The 15122-nt window shown below is 68.8% G+C and carries 13 protein-coding genes; 1 reads left to right on the top strand and 12 read right to left on the bottom strand.

Features of this window, described 5'->3' with window-relative positions:
• Positions 1 to 4: 4 nt before the first annotated feature.
• The 12 genes from MFF21_RS20845 to cyoA form a co-directional block, all read right to left on the bottom strand.
• Positions 5 to 925, bottom strand: coding sequence for a LysR family transcriptional regulator (locus MFF21_RS20845; protein WP_238313616.1), 921 nt, complete (start codon positions 923 to 925; stop codon positions 5 to 7).
• Positions 926 to 1037: 112 nt separating this feature from the next.
• Complete coding sequence (ggt, locus tag MFF21_RS20840; RefSeq protein WP_238313614.1) at positions 1038 to 2795, bottom strand: gamma-glutamyltransferase; 1758 nt, start codon at positions 2793 to 2795, stop codon at positions 1038 to 1040.
• An 89-nt stretch (positions 2796 to 2884) separates the two neighbouring features.
• Positions 2885 to 3751, bottom strand: a complete 867-nt coding sequence (locus tag MFF21_RS20835) for a transporter (RefSeq protein ID WP_238313612.1) — start codon at positions 3749 to 3751, stop codon at positions 2885 to 2887.
• Between the two features lie 411 nt (positions 3752 to 4162).
• Positions 4163 to 4660: a hypothetical protein gene (locus MFF21_RS20830; protein ID WP_238313610.1), complete on the bottom strand. Its 498-nt coding sequence runs from the start codon at positions 4658 to 4660 to the stop codon at positions 4163 to 4165.
• A gap of 15 nt (positions 4661 to 4675) precedes the next feature.
• On the bottom strand, positions 4676 to 5965 hold the full coding sequence (gene rlmN / locus MFF21_RS20825; RefSeq protein WP_238313608.1) for a dual-specificity RNA methyltransferase RlmN: 1290 nt from the start codon (positions 5963 to 5965) through the stop codon (positions 4676 to 4678).
• Positions 5966 to 6081: 116 nt separating this feature from the next.
• On the bottom strand, positions 6082 to 6660 hold the full coding sequence (locus tag MFF21_RS20820) for a cyclase dehydrase (RefSeq protein ID WP_238313605.1): 579 nt from the start codon (positions 6658 to 6660) through the stop codon (positions 6082 to 6084).
• Between the two features lie 32 nt (positions 6661 to 6692).
• Complete coding sequence (locus tag MFF21_RS20815; RefSeq protein WP_238313603.1) at positions 6693 to 7865, bottom strand: zinc-dependent alcohol dehydrogenase; 1173 nt, start codon at positions 7863 to 7865, stop codon at positions 6693 to 6695.
• Between the two features lie 296 nt (positions 7866 to 8161).
• Positions 8162 to 8905, bottom strand: a complete 744-nt coding sequence (locus MFF21_RS20810; RefSeq protein ID WP_283950081.1) for an SURF1 family protein — start codon at positions 8903 to 8905, stop codon at positions 8162 to 8164.
• 14 nt (positions 8906 to 8919) lie between these two features.
• The gene (gene cyoD, locus MFF21_RS20805; RefSeq protein ID WP_238313601.1) at positions 8920 to 9369 is read right to left on the bottom strand and encodes a cytochrome o ubiquinol oxidase subunit IV; all 450 of its coding nucleotides are present in this window, start codon (positions 9367 to 9369) and stop codon (positions 8920 to 8922) included.
• Positions 9366 to 9995 (bottom strand): cytochrome o ubiquinol oxidase subunit III, encoded by a 630-nt coding sequence (gene cyoC / locus MFF21_RS20800; protein WP_238313599.1) that lies wholly within the window; start codon positions 9993 to 9995, stop codon positions 9366 to 9368. The genes cyoD and cyoC overlap by 4 nt, the downstream gene beginning before the upstream one ends.
• Positions 9996 to 9999: 4 nt before the next feature.
• Positions 10000 to 11991: a cytochrome o ubiquinol oxidase subunit I gene (cyoB, locus tag MFF21_RS20795; protein ID WP_238313597.1), complete on the bottom strand. Its 1992-nt coding sequence runs from the start codon at positions 11989 to 11991 to the stop codon at positions 10000 to 10002.
• Positions 11992 to 12042: 51 nt separating this feature from the next.
• On the bottom strand, positions 12043 to 13215 hold the full coding sequence (cyoA, locus tag MFF21_RS20790; protein WP_238313595.1) for a ubiquinol oxidase subunit II: 1173 nt from the start codon (positions 13213 to 13215) through the stop codon (positions 12043 to 12045).
• Positions 13216 to 13544: 329 nt separating this feature from the next.
• Here cyoA and MFF21_RS20785 point away from each other — a divergent pair, with 329 nt between their 5' ends.
• Positions 13545 to 14894, top strand: a complete 1350-nt coding sequence (locus MFF21_RS20785) for an MFS transporter (RefSeq protein WP_238313593.1) — start codon at positions 13545 to 13547, stop codon at positions 14892 to 14894.
• Positions 14895 to 15122 lie beyond the last annotated feature (228 nt).

Genomic DNA, 15122 nt, shown 5'->3' with positions numbered 1-15122 from the left:
CGAGTCAGGAGGCCGCCCGCGTCTCCGTTTCCTCGGCCTGCTCCACGAAGCGGCGGATCAGCCAGCTCGCCGCCGGCCCCGGCGGGGTGTCGGTGCGGTAGATCGCGCTGAAGGCGAGGCGCCGCTGCACCGCCTCGGGGATGGCGAGGCGCTTCAGCCGGCCCGCGGCGAGGTCGGCCTCGATCATCGGCAGCGGCAGGCTGCCCCAGCCGATCCCGGCGAGCAGCAGGGCGTGCTTGGCGGAGAGATCCGCGAGCCGCCAGGTATGGGTCGCGAGCACCGCGAAGTCGCGGCCCGCCGTGAGCGGCGAGCGGTCCGAGAGCACGAGCTGCACGTGGTCGCGCACCGCCCCGGGCAGGTTGGCCGAGGCCTGGGCCAGGGGATGCAGGGGGGCGGCCACCGGCACCATCTCCACCGAGCCGACCGCGATGCGCTCCATCGTGTCGATCCCGGTCTCGATCGGCCCGGTGATGCCGATCACCGCCCGGCCCTCGTTGACGTATTGCGTCACCGCCCCGAGGGATTCGACGTGCAGGCGCAGGTCGACGGTGGGGAAGGTCTCCCGGAAGGCCTGGAGCGCGTCCACGAGCCGGGCGGTGGGCAGCATCACCTCCACCACGAAGCTCACCTCGGATTCGAGGCCGCCGAGCAGGCCCCGCACCTTGGCCCGCAGTGCCCCGATACTGTGGGAGACGGTGCGCGCCTCGGCGAGCACCGCGCGGCCGGCCTCCGTGAGCTGCGGCCGGCGAGTCGATTCCCGGTCGAAGAGCGGCAGCCCGAGCTGCAGCTCCAGATTGGCGATCGCGTAGCTGATCACCGAGGTGGCGCGGTTGAGCTTGCGCCCGGCGGCGGCGAAGCTGCCCGCCTCGACCACGGTCAGAAAGACGGTGAGTTGGTCGAGCGTCGGCGTTCCGGGTCCCTGCATGTCGGCGTCCTCGGCGGTCGGAGGTGTGTTCCCCCCTCCCCGGTCGACAAGCAAGCCCGGCGCCGGTTTGACGGCCGACCACCTGCGGTTGGGCCTTTTACGCCTGAGCCCTTCACTCTCCCTCGGCCAGGGTCCCGCGCTGGCGCGGGTCGGCGGCGCCGGCGAGCAGGCCGTCCTGCATCATCACGGAATTGGCCGACCCGGAGGGGGCGCCGACCTTCACCGTATGCCCGCGCTGGCGCAGCAGGGCGATGGTGTCGGGCGAGACGCCCTCCTCCAGCATCAGCACGTCCGGCTGCCATTGATGGTGGAGGCGCGGGGCCGCCACGGCCTGGGCGAGGTTCATGCGGAAATCGATCACGTTCACGATCACCTGGAGGGTCGTGGTGATGATGCGGCTGCCGCCGGGGCTGCCCGTCACCAGGAAGAGCCGGCCGTCGCGGAAGACGAAGGTGGGGGTCATCGAGGAGAGCGGCCGGGCCCGGGGCGCCACGGCATTGGCCGCGCCGCCGACGAGGCCGTAGGCGTTCTTCGCGCCGGGCTTGGCGGAAAAATCGTCCATCTCGTTGTTGAGGAGCACGCCGGTGCCCTCGGCCACGAGCCCGATCCCGTAGGAGAAATTGAGGGTGTAGGTGTTCGAGACCGCGTTGCCCTCGGCATCGACCACCGAGAAATGCGTGGTCTGGTCGCTCTCGTAGGGCAGTGGGTTGCCGGCCTTCACCGCCTCGGCCGGCCGGGCCCGCTCCGGATCGATCTTCGCGCGCAGCTCCGCCGCATAGGCCTTCGTGGTCAGGCCGGCGACCGGCACCCTGGTGCGGTCGGGGTCGCCGAGCCAGGCGGCGCGGTCGGCATAGGCCGGCTTCATCGCCTCGGCCAGGGTGTGGAGCGCGGCGGCGCTGCCCGCCCCCATGGCGGCGAGGTCGTAGCCCTCGAGGATGTTCAGGATCTCGATCAGGTGGACGCCCCCCGAGCTCGGCGGCGGCATCGAGACGATCTCGTAGCCGCGATAGGTACCGCGCACGGGTGTGCGGATCTCGGGCCGGTAGGCGGCGAGGTCCTGGGCCGTCATCAGGCCCCCGGCCTCCCGCACGGCCGCCGCGATCCGCTCCGCGATCGGTCCGGTATAGAAGGCGTCCGGCCCCTCTTTGGCGATCCGGTCCAGGGTCTGCCCGAGATCCCGCTGCACCAGGGTGGCGCCGCGCGGCAGCACGTGGTCGCCCTCGAAGAAGATCGCCCGGCTCGAAGGCCATTGCCCCAGCAGCCCGGAGGCGCGGGGCAGGGAATCGGCGAGGCCCGACTCCACCGGGATCCCCTCGCGGGCGAGCCTTTCCGCCGGCGCGATCAGGTCGGCGAGGCTGAACTTGCCCGAGCCGTAGCGGCGATGCGCCTCGGCGAGCCCGCGCACGGTGCCGGGCACCCCCACCGCCTTGCCGGTGCGGGTCGAGGCGGCCCGGTCGGGCTCGCCCTTGGCGTCGAGGAACATGGTCTCGGTCGCGGCCGCGGGGGCAGTCTCGCGGTAGTCGATCGCCACGGTCTCGTTGCGGTCCTTCAGATGGACCATCATGAAGCCGCCGCCGCCGAGATTGCCCGCCCGCGGCAGCGTCACGGCCAGGGCGAAGCCGACCGCCACCGCCGCATCCACGGCGTTGCCGCCCCGCCGCAGGATCTCGACGCCGACCTTCGTGGCGCGCGCCTCCTGGGAGGAGACCATGCCGTGGGCGGCGAGCACCGGCAGTTCGCGCGCCTCCTCGGCCTGGATCGGCGCGGTGCCCGACCAGCCTGGCGTCGGATCCGCCTGGGCGCGGGCCGTGCCGGCGAGGGCGCCGAGAAACAGGAGGGACGTGCCCAGGGAACGCAGGAAGGTCGCCATGCGCCGCATATAGCGCGCGGCGGCGATTCCATCTCCACCCCTGCCGGAAGGCGGGCCCGCGTCGCCGCGGCCCGCCTTGACGCGGGGCGTCAGCGCTTGACCAGCAGGCCGGTCATCGGGGACGCAGCATCCTGCTGCTTGTAGAGGAAGAAGACGCCGCGCAGCCAGCCGCGGGTGTCGTAGCCGCCGTAATTCTGCTCGACGATGTCCCGCGTCACGTAGCCCTGCAGGAACCAGTCGCCGAAATTGTAGCCGACGAGGCCGCCGACGGCGATCTGAGCCTGGCGCCGGTAGCCGGGCCGGTTGACCGGCAGGTCGACCGAGCCGAAGGCGACCGGCCCGAGCTGCCATTTGCCGAAGCTCTTCACCGCGGTCAGGTCGAGGTTGAGGAAGTCCGGATAGGTCACGCCCTGGGCGTTGGTCGGATCGAAATAGGTGCCGTAGAGCAGGTTGGCGGTGAGGTTGAGCCCGTCGCCGAGATAGCTGGCGGCGAAGCGCTGCTGCAGCGAGCCCTGGTTGATGACGAACTGCGTGTCGATCGGCAGGTAGCCGCCGAGCAGATAGGAGACGCTGAAGTTCGGCGTGAGCTTCCAGGCGAGCTGCGCGGCGACGAGGGGGACGCCGATGCCGCTCATCGTGCGGGCGCCGGAGGCGGGCTTGGTGACCACGGCCGGCTGGATGAAGATCAGGTGGAGCCGGCCGCCGAAGAGGTGCACGCCCGGCACCCACACGATGCCCGGCAGGTTGATGTTGTTCTCGGTCTGGTTGGGCTGCGTGTTGCGGATGCCGAAGCTCGACGTGTCGAGCAGGATGAGACCGATCGGCAGCTGGGCACCTGTGGGAAGACCGATGGTCTGACCCGGCTGGGCCGCCGAAGCCGCCTGCGCTTGTTCCGCACCGAAACCGAGCAGAAGCGCGCTCACCGCGACCGCTGCGCGTTTGAACCGACCCAGCATTATTGCGAACTCCTGAGCACCAAGCGGCGGGGATTTTATTCCCTATGCCGCGATGGCCCCATCATCGCGAATTCGTGAGCGCGATGCGCGCTGATAATGCATGCAAATCAAATATCAGGGATGAATGTTACGAAAACGCAACAAGGGATTGTGTGCGGTCTGTCGATCGATTGAGGGGGCAAGTCGATCTGCCGTAGACCGTGATATTGATCTATCCCTTCTATTACGGATGACGTGGTGATTTATTCCCGGTGCCGCGGGGAATTTTTTGTCGCGGGCGCGCCGGCCGGGCGCACCGTGCCGAAATCAGAGAAGGAACGGGCTGCGCGGCGGGCTGCGCCTTCTCACGACCGCCCGGATCGGGTGGCCGCTCGTGCCGTGGTCGCGAGGGACGCGGCACGCACCCGCGGCTCAGGAGGCGGGGGTGGCCCTGCGCCCGGCTCCGCGCCCGGCCACCAGCCAGTAGACGAGGCCCGAGGCCGTGCCCGCCAGGAGCAGGATGGCCGCGATGCGGCCTTCCGCGGCAAAGGCCGCCGGGCCGGAGGGCGGGCGGATGCCGCCCCGGGCGAGCCAGGGCAGGAGGGCGGTGAAGAGGCCGCTCGCGCCGCCATACCAGGCCAGGGCCCGCAGGCCGAAGGCCTCGCCGAGGATGGCGGCGAGGGTCGGCGGCAGGACGAGGAGGACGAACAGCGCCTGCGCGAAGGCGAGCAGGGCCATGAAGGCGACCTCCGGCGGGATGCCCTCGGCAAGGTCGCTGAGGCCCCCGAAGAATCCGACGAGGCCCAGGCGGCTCAGCGCCTCGCTCGTCGCGGGGTCGAGCAGGACGCCCGTGGCGAGCACCGCGGCGCCGCAGGGGATCGCCAGCAGGAGGGCGAAGGCGCCGATCAGCAGGCGGCCGACGAGATGCATCGCGGCGGCGGCCGCTCAGTCCTCGGCGCCGGCATAGATCGCCTCGGCGCCCATGCCCTCCTCCATCATCATCCGGGCGCGGGCGCGCAGCTTCTCGGTCTCGCTCTTGAGCTGGCCGCAGGCGGCGAGGATGTCGCGGCCCCGCGGCGTGCGCACCGGCGAGGCGTAGCCGGCGTTGAACACGATCTCGGAGAAGCGCTCGATCCGGTCCCAGTCCGAGCACTCGTATTTCGAGCCGGGCCAGGGATTGAACGGGATCAGGTTGATCTTGGCCGGGATGCCCTTGAGCAGGCGCACCAGGGCGCGGGCATCGCCGTCCGAATCGTTCACGCCCTTGAGCATGACGTATTCGAAGGTGATGCGGCGGGCGTTGCTGAGGCCCGGATAGGCGCGGCAGGCCTCGAGCAGCTGGGCGATCGGGTATTTCCGGTTCAACGGCACCAGTTCGTCGCGCAACTCGTCGCGCACGGCGTGCAGCGAGATCGCGAGCATGGCGTTCGCCTCCAGGCCGAGGCGCTCGATCTGCGGCACCACGCCGGAGGTCGAGACCGTGATGCGGCGGCGGGACAGGCCGAGCCCCTCCTGGTCCGACATCACCGAGACCGCCTCGATCACGTTGTCCAGGTTGTAGAGCGGCTCGCCCATGCCCATGAACACGATGTTGGTGACGAGCCGGCCGACCTCGCCGGTGCCGCCGGCATCCTTGCTCGGCATCTGGCCGGCGAAATCGCCGAGCTGGTCGCGGGCGACGACGAGCTGGGACACGATCTCCGCGCAGGAGAGGTTGCGCACGAGGCGCTGCGTGCCGGTGTGGCAGAACGAGCAGGTGAGCGTGCAGCCGACCTGGCTCGACACGCAGAGCGTGCCGCGGTCCGGCCCCGGAATGTAGACGCACTCGATCTCGGCGCCGCGGTTGTGATCGTGGGAGCCGGTCGGCGCCATGCGCAGCAGCCACTTGCGGGTGCCGTCGCGGGAGACCTGCTCGGTGACGATCTCCGGCCGGTCCAGGGTGAAGCGCTCGGCGAGCTGCGCCTTCAGCGCCTTGCCGACATTGGTCATCTCGGAGAAGTCGCGGGCGCCGCGCACGTAGAGCCAATGCCAGATCTGGCTCACGCGCATGCGCGCCTCGCGCTCGGCCACGCCGGCCTCGATGAGCTGCGCCTTCAGGGCCTCGCGGGACAGGCCGACGAGGGAGGTGCGCCCGGCCGGCCGCAGCACCGGAGCCGGCTCGAAATCCGGCGTCTTCTCGATCGCGGAAGGGGCAAAGGGCTCGCGCCGGGCGGTGTCGTGGGACGCCGTCGCCATCAGACAGAAACCTTGGAAAGCTGGAATGCTTTCAAGGATAGCCGATCCCGTCCGCGAAGACGACCCTTGGCGGACAGGCGGCACGCATGCGGCGGGTGCGCCCCGCCGCCTCGCCCTCAACCGGCCGCCCGCCCCCACGGCCGCATCGCCTGCGGGCCGACGATCTCGAGGGGGTTGGCGGCTTCGTGCGCAGCGCCCCGCATCGTCCCGGCCGGCCGGGGGAAGCCCGAGCGCGTGCGGTAGTCCCGGTGCAGCCGCTCCGACGGCTGCCGGGGCGCCTCGGACAGCCTGCGCGCGCAGGCGACGTCCAGGACGGTGACGCCCGCGAGGGCGGCCAGGGCGATCCGCGCGTTGTCGCTGCGCGGGTTCCGCTCGGTCAGCGCCGGCAGCACCGTGGCGATGTCGAGGGCGTCGCCCGCCACACGCCCCCAGAGCCAGGGGGCCGGATCCTGCGCGTTCAGGATGCCGACGCCCTGCAGGATCTCGCGGACGCCGTAGGCGCGCAGCACCGGGGCCGCTTCCGGCATGCCGAGCCAGCGGGCGAGCCGGTCGCCGCAGGCGATCTCGGTCAGGCCGAGGCCGAGCGAGAACCAGCCCAGGCCGCGGGCGAGCTCCCGCGTCGCCGGATCCGGCCTGCGCGGCCCCGGACCGCCGCGTCGCCGGTCGTGCCCGTTCCGATCGCGCGTCTCGGCCATCGTCGCTTTCCTCGCCTTGCTGGGGGCCACCGTCACGGGCGCAACACGACCTTGATGCAGCCGTCCTTCTTGTCGCGGAACGTCTTGTACATCTCCGGGCCCTCCTCCAGGCCGACCCGGTGGGTGATCACGAAGGAGGGGTCGATCTGTCCCTCGTCGATCCGCTTCACGAGGTCGTCGGTCCAGCGGTTCACGTGGGTCTGGCCGGTGCGGATCGTGAGCCCCTTGTTCATCAGCGCGCCCATCGGCAGCTTGTCGACGAGGCCGCCATAGACGCCGGGGATCGAGAGGATGCCGGCCGGGCGGCAGACATAGATCATCTCCCGCAGCACCGTGGCGCGGTCGCTCTCCAGCATCATCGCCTGCTTGACGCGGTCATAGGCCTGTTCGAGGGCGCGGGGGGAATGCGCCTCCATGCCCACGGCGTCGATGCACTTCTCCGGCCCCTTGCCGCCGGTCAGTTCGTTGAGGCGCTCGACCGTGCTCTCCCGGGTGTGGTCGATGGTGATCGCCCCGGCGGCCTGCGCCATCGCGAGGCGCTCGGGCACGCTGTCGATGCAGACCACCTGGCGCGCGCCGAGCAGGATGGCGGAGCGCACCGTCATCTGACCGACCGGCCCGGCGCCCCAGATCGCGACGGTGTCGGTGGGCTGGATGTCCGCCTGCACCGCGGCCTGCCAGCCGGTGGGCAGGATGTCGCCGAGGAAGAGCACCTGCTCGTCCGACAGGTTCTGCGGCACCTTGATGTGCGTCCGGTCGGCGAAGGGCACGCGCACGTACTCGGCCTGCCCGCCCGCATAGCCGCCGGTGAGGTGGGTGTAGCCGAACAGGCCGGCGGTGGTGTGCCCGAAGACCTTGGCCGCGATGTGCTTGTTGCGGTTCGAGCGCTCGCAGACCGAGAAGAAGCCGCGCTTGCACTGGTCGCACTCGCCGCAGATGATCGTGAACGGGATCACCACGCGCTCGCCCTTCTTCAAGGCGCCGTTCACGCCCCGTCCGGTCTCGACCACCTCCCCCATGAATTCGTGGCCCATCACGTCGCCCTTCTCCATGCCGGGCATGACGTGATCGTAGAGGTGCAGGTCGGAGCCGCAGATCGCGCAGGCGGTCACCTTGATGATGGCGTCGCGATCCTCCTTGATTTCCGGATCGGGCACCGTGTCGCAGCGGATGTCCTGTGTGCCGTGCCAGACCAGGGCTCTCATGAGAACGCTCCGCCGAATGGATGCAGGAAGCCGGAATGAGCCAGCTGCCTTAGATCATCGAAGGAAACCGATGCTTCGCATCAACATATGCAAAAATAATTGCAAGATTTTATCTGCATAGTTTCTGATAAAAAGTAATAAATCTTCGGAACAATTTGCGGAAGCCAGGGTTTCTGTCGCCTGATCCGGACGCTTTGCTGCAGAGCTTGTGCCGCAGGCGAGGATCGACCTTCGGGGGCTCCCGAGCCGTATCGGAGACTGTGGCCCCGGCTGCGCTTGAAACGGAGGAAGGCCCTTCAGGCGGCCCGGAGCCGGCGCTCGTAGCGCAGGAGGTAGGCGAAGCCGGCCGCCACCATCAGGGCGAGGGCGTACCAGGTGATCGCGTAGACGAGGTGGTTGTTCGGGAAGGCGATCACGGTCAGGCCGCCGACCGGCAGGCCCTCGTCGCCGCGCGCATCGGCATCCACGAAATAGGGCGCGACCTCCGGGAGGCCCCGGGCGGCGGCGATGGCCGCGACGTCGCGGGAATACCAGCGGCCGGCGGCCGGGTCGTTGGCCCGCAGGAAGGCGCCGCCCGGCTCGGGCAGGCGCAGCAGGCCGGTGACCGTCACGGCGCCCTCCGGAGGTGCCCAGGCGGCGGGATCCTTGGCTTCGAGGGGCACGAAGCCGCGATTGACCAGGACGAGGGCGCCATCGGCGAGGCGCAGGGGCGTCATCACCCAGGAGCCGCCGCCGCGCTCGGTCACGGCCTGGACCAGGGTGTCGGCCCGCGGGAGGAAGCAACCTTCGAGGAGGACGTGCCGGTACTCGTCCGCGGCCGCGCCGAGGCGGGGCCAGTCGGACCGGGCCGGGGGGGCACCGGGGGGCGCATGCACCCGGGCCTCGACCCGGGCGATCAGGTCCCGCTTCCAGCCGAGGCGCTGCACCTGCCAGGTGCCCAGCGCCAGGAATCCGAGGAAGACGAGGCCGGCCGAGAGGCCGATCAGGACGAGGGTCGAGGTCGAGCGGCGGCGGGCCGTCCCGGATCCGGGAGCGTCCACGCCGCCGCCCCGCGTCAATGCGCGTGGTGGTGCTGCGGCGCGGGGGCCGGCTGACCCGCGGGCATCTGCGTCTGGATGCCGGGCTTGGGCATCATGTCGTGCCCGGCATGGGGCATCATGTTGCTGTTGAGGTGGTACATCACCCACAGCGAGCCCGTCAGCGTGATGACCACCAGCGTGATCGTGAAGATCAGCGCGAGCACGGTCCAACCGCCCTCGGACTTGGTGTTCATGTGCAGGAAGTAGATCATGTGAACCACCACCTGCACCACGGCGAAGGCCATGATGACGAGGCCGGTGAGGCGGTTGTCGCCCAGCACGTCGGCCATCACCAGCCAGAACGGGATCGCGGTGAGGATGACCGACAGGATGAAGCCGGTCATGTAGCCCGAGAAGGAGCCGTGGGCGGCGCCCTCATGGTGATGGGCGTGGCCGTCGGCGTGGTGGCCGGCGCTCGCGCTCATTGAAGCACTCCCATCAGGTAGACGAAGGTGAACACGCCGATCCAGATCACGTCGAGGAAGTGCCAGAACATCGACAGGCACATCAGACGGCGCTTGTTCTCGGGGATCAGGCCGCGCTGGTTAACCTGGATCATCAGCGTCACGAGCCAGACGATGCCGAGGCTCACGTGCAGGCCGTGGGTGCTGACCAGGGTGAAGAAGGAGGACAGGAAGGCGCTGCGCTGCGGCCCGGCGCCCTCGTGGATCAGGTGCGCGAACTCGAACAGCTCGAGCCCGACGAAGGCGAGGCCGAACAGGCCCGTGATCGCGAGCCAGACCTGCATCGGCTTCTGCCGGTCCTTCTCCATCTCCAGCATGGCGAAGCCATAGGTGATGGAGGAGAGGAGCAGCATCGAGGTGTTCACCGCCACCAGCGGCAGGTCGAACAGGTCCTTCGGGGAGGGACCCGCCGCGTAGCTGCGGCCGTAGACGGCGTAGACGGCGAACAGCACCGCGAAGATGAGGCAGTCGCTCATCAGGTAGAGCCAGAAGCCGAGCATCGTCCCGTTCTCGGGATGATGATCCTCTTCCAGGTGGAAGACCGGCCCCTCGGCGGAGGCGGTCATGGTGTCAGCGTGGCTCGCCATGGTCTCAGGCCCGTCCCGAGAGGAGTGCGGTGCGCTCGTTCTCGGCCCGGACGACCGCGTCGGCCGGGATGTAGAAGTCGCGGTTGTAGTTGAAGGTGTGGAGGATCGACACGGCGATCATCGCGGCGAAGGACAGGGCGGCGAGCCACCAGATGTACCAGATCATCGCGAAGGAGAAGACCACGCTGATCGCGCCCAGGATCACGCCGGTGCCGGTGTTCTTCGGCATGTGGATCGGCCTGAAGCCCTTGAGCGGACGCGCATAGCCGCGGCGCTTCATGTCCCACCACGCGTCGTGATCGTGGATCACGGGCGTGAAGGCGAAGTTGTAGTCCGGCGGCGGCGACGAGGTCGACCATTCCAGGGTGCGGCCGTTCCAGGGATCGCCGGTCAGGTCGCGCAACTCCTCGCGCTTCACGAAGCTGACCACGAGCTGGATCAGGAACGAGAGGATGCCGAGCAGGATCAGGAAGGCGCCGAAGGCCGCGATCACGAACCAGATCTGGAGCGAGGGATCGTCGAAGTGGTTCAGGCGGCGGGTCACGCCCATCAGGCCGAGCACGTAGAGCGGCGTGAAGGCGAACCAGTAGCCGGTGAGCCAGAACCAGAAGGACATCTTCCCCCAGAACGGGTCGAGCTTGAAGCCGAAGGCCTTCGGGAACCAGTAGGTGACGCCGGCGAGCACGCCGAACACCACGCCGCCGATGATCACGTTGTGGAAGTGCGCGATCAGGAACAGCGAATTGTGCAGCACGAAGTCGGCGGGCGGCACCGCGAGCATGACGCCGGTCATGCCGCCGACCACGAAGGTCACCATGAAGCCGATCGTCCACAGCATCGGCACCTCGAAGCGGATGCGCCCGCGGTACATCGTGAACAGCCAGTTGAAGATCTTGGCGCCCGTCGGGATCGAGATGATCATCGTCGTGATCCCGAAGAATGAGTTCACGGACGCGCCCGAGCCCATCGTGAAGAAGTGGTGCAGCCAGACCAGGTAGGACAGGATCGTGATGACGACCGTGGCGTAGACCATCGAGGCGTAGCCGAACAGGCGCTTGCCCGAATAGGTCGACACGATCTCCGAGAAGATGCCGAAGGCCGGCAGGATGAGGATGTAAACCTCCGGGTGACCCCAGATCCAGATGAGGTTGATGTACATCATCGGATTGCCGCCGAGGTCGTTCGAGAAGAAGTGCGTGCCGACGTAGCGGTCGAGCGACAGCAGCGCGAGAACGGCGGTCAGGATCGGGAAGGCGGCGACGATCAGCACGTTCGTGCAGAGCGAGGTCCACACGAAGACCGGCATCTTCATCATGGTCATGCCGGGGGCGCGCATCTTCACGATGGTCGCGATCAGGTTGATGCCCGAGAGCAGCGTGCCGATACCCGCGATCTGGAGCGCCCAGATGTAGTAGTCGACGCCGACGCCCGGGCTCGCGGCCGGGCCGGAGAGGGGCGGATAGGCGAGCCAGCCGGTGCGGGCGAACTCGCCCACGAACAGCGAGATCATCACCGTGACCGCGCCGCTCACCGTCATCCAGAACGAGAAGTTGTTCAGGAAGGGGAAGGCGACGTCGCGGGCGCCGATCTGCAGCGGCACGACGTAGTTCATCAGGCCCGTCACGAAGGGCATGGCCATGAAGAAGATCATGATCACGCCGTGGGCGGTGAAGATCTGGTCGTAGTGGTGGGGCGGCAGGTAGCCCTCGTTCGGGCCGAAGGCCATCGCCTGCTGCGCGCGCATCATGATCGCGTCGGCGAAGCCCCGCAGGAGCATCACCAGCGCCAGCACGATGTACATGATGCCGATCTTCTTGTGGTCCACCGAGGTGAACCAGTCGCGCCAGAGGGTGCCCCACAGGCGGAAATAGGTGACGGCGCCCAGGACCGCGAGGCCGCCCACCGCGACCCCGAGGAAGGTCACGATCAGGATCGGTTCGTGGAATGGGATGGCCTCGAGCGTCAGGCGCCCGAACAGGAGCTTCTGGAGATCCATCGCGATCGACTCGTTCGAAGGTGCGGCGTGGCGGCTAGGACAGCGCCGCGCTCACTGGTTCGTCTGGTTGGGGGCCGGGTCGTCGTGCGTCGTGCCCGGCGCGGAATGATCGTGGCGAGGCTCGGCCGGGGGCGCCCCACCCTCGTTGCTCTTGGGGGCCACGTGGTCGGGCTTCATGCCCTCGGGCTGGACGTCGTGGGCGCGGGCCGGGCGGCCCGAGGCCGGCACCGTGGCCGCCTCGGCCTCGTGGCCCTCGATGGCGTGGCGGTTGTCGTATTCGAGCCGCTCGCGGTTCTCGTGGCTCTCCTTGCCGGCGCCGCCGGCCATGTCGATGTGCATCATCTCGTTCATGCACATCTTGCCCGGCACGGCGCACATGTTGAGGACGGCGCTGTAGAGCCCCTCGTCCACCGACTTGTAGTAGCGCACGGGCTCCTGCTCGCTCGGACGCTCGAGCTTCAGATAGGCGTCGCGGCTCAGCTCCGAGCCGTCGGACTTCACCTTGGCGACCCAGGCGTCGAAGCCGGCCTTGTCGAGGCCGTGGAACTTGAAGTTCATCCGCGAGAAGCCGGAGCCGCTGTAATTGGCCGAGAAGCCCTCGTAGACGCCGGCCTTGTTGATCACGGCGTGCAGCTTCGTCTCCATGCCGGCCATGGCGTAGACTTGGCCTGCCAGCGCCGGGATGAAGAACGAGTTCATGATCGAGGCCGAGGTGATCTTGAAGGTGATCGGCACGTCGACCGGGGCGGCGAGCTCGTTGACCGTGGCGATGCCCTGGTCCGGATAGAAGAACAGCCATTTCCAATCGAGGGCGACGACCTCGACGGTGAGCGGCTTTACCCCGGCGGGCACGGGCTTGCCGGCCTCGATCCGCGAGAGCGGCCGATAGGGGTCGAGCGTGTGCGTGCTGATCCAGGTCAGCGCGCCGAGCGCGATGATGATGACGAGGGGCGCCGACCAGATCAGCACCTCGAGCTGCGTCGAGTGGTGCCAGTCCGGATCGTAGGCGGCCTCGGTGTTCGAGGAGCGGTAGCGCCAGGCAAAGAACAGGGTGAAGGCGATCACCGGGACGATGATCAGCAGCATCAGCCCCGTCGAGGCGATGAGCAGGTCGCGCTGGCGCGCGGCGATGTCCCCGGAGGGCTGCATCAGGACCATGTTGCAGCCCGAGAGCAGGCCGAACAGGGGGAGCAGCGCCAGGGTGCGCAGGGTTCTGAGGGTCATCCGTTCGTCTGGGCGTGAACGCGGGGCACGGCGCCCGGACCAAGAAGGCCGCCGGACGGCGGCTGTCTCCTGCGCCGCAACATGGAATAATGACAATTGCGGTCAGCTTCGATCAGCCGGGCGCTCAGAGCATAGCAAACCGGCTTGCGATGGCTACAAGCCGTTTTGGCGCATTGCAGCGACGGAGCCAGGTGCCGTGGTGCGACGTTCACGACATGGGTCGGCAGGCCGCACGCGGCTACGCTTTGACGCAGAACGCGGACGCGCCATAACCTTTTCCGGTCCCGGACCTGTAGCCGGGGGGCCACGATCATGCGAGCCGCATTCCGATGAGCTCTGACTACGCCCTGCCCTCCTCCACGGCGCTCGAACGCGACGCCCATCTGGTGAGTACCGACCACAAGGTCGCTCCGAGCGAGATCGCCATGGGCGTGATCATCGGGCGCACCTCGGAGTTCTTCGACTTCTTCGTGTTCGGCATCGCCTCGGTGCTGGTGTTCCCGCGGGTGTTCTTCCCCTTCGTGGATCCGCTCACGGGCACGCTCTATTCCTTCGCCCTGTTCGCGCTGGCCTTCGTCGCCCGGCCGATCGGCTCCACCATCTTCATGGAGATCGACCGGCGCCACGGCCGCAGTGTCAAGCTGACCATCGCGCTGTTCCTGCTCGGCAGCTGCACCGCCGCGATCAGTTTCCTGCCGCGCTACGAGACCATCGGCATGGTCGCGGTCTGGCTGCTCGCGGCCTTCCGATTCGGCCAGGGCCTGGCGCTCGGCGGCGCCTGGGACGGCCTCGCCTCGCTGCTCGCCCTGAACGCGCCGGACAACCGCCGGGGCTGGTACGCGATGCTGCCCCAGCTCGGCGCGCCCCTCGGCTTCATGCTCGCGAGCGCCCTGTTCTCCTTCTTCATCGTCAACCTGGACGATGCGGACTTCGTGGACTGGGGCTGGCGCTACCCCTTCTACGTCGCCTTCGCGATCAACGTGGTGGCCCTGTTCGCCCGCCTGCGCCTCGTCGTGACCGACGAGTTCACCGAGCTCCTCAACCAGAACGAGCTCACCCCGGTCCCGGTCTTCGCCCTGATCCGCAGCCATGGCCGCAACCTCGCCATCGGCGCCCTGGTGCCGCTCGCGAGCTTCGCCCTGTTCCACCTGGTCACCATCTTCCCGATCAGCTGGATCACGCTGTTCACGCAGCGCTCGGCGGGCGAGTTCCTGATGGTGCAGTTCGCCGGCGCGATCATCGGCGCGGGCGCCATGGTCTCCTCGGGCCTGATCGCCGACCAGATCGGCCGCCGCACCATGCTGGCGATCTCGGCCGCGCTGATCACCGTGTTCGCCCTGGGCAGCATCCTCGCGCCGATCCTGTTCGGGGACAGCGCCGCCGCCCAGACCATCTACGTCGTGGTCGGGTTCGGCCTGCTCGGCCTGTCCTACGGGCAGACGGCGGGCGCGGTCTCCTCGAACTTCGGCAGCCGCTACCGCTACACCGGCTCCGCCCTGACCTCGGACCTCGCCTGGCTGTTCGGCGCCGGCTTCGCGCCGCTCGTCGCGCTCACCCTGTCGAGCCGCTACGGCCTCGCCTGGGTCGGCGTCTACCTGCTCTCGGGCGGCGTCGCGACGCTGCTGGCTCTGGGCATCAACCGCAGCCTCAGCCGCGACGAGGGCCAGGCGCGCGCCTGAGGCGAGCGCCCCCGGCGGTCATCCATTCGCGGATGGCCGCCAATTCTGCCGCCGGAGGTTGACGGAAGGCGATCTTCTCCGGGCGCTCGGCCGGAGAGGATGATGCTGAAAGATGGCGCCTATAGCTCGATCGGCGCCTTCGGCGGCTGAAGCCCGGCCGGCACCCGACACGGACGAACACGATCGACCCGACGGGCCTGAGCCGGTCGGGATGTTGCGTTGCTAAGA

The organism is Methylobacterium organophilum (assembly GCF_022179465.1).
GTDB classification, from domain to species: domain Bacteria; phylum Pseudomonadota; class Alphaproteobacteria; order Rhizobiales; family Beijerinckiaceae; genus Methylobacterium; species Methylobacterium organophilum.
Note: the sequence above shows the minus strand (reverse complement) of the source record. Positions and strands in the feature narration are given on the sequence as shown.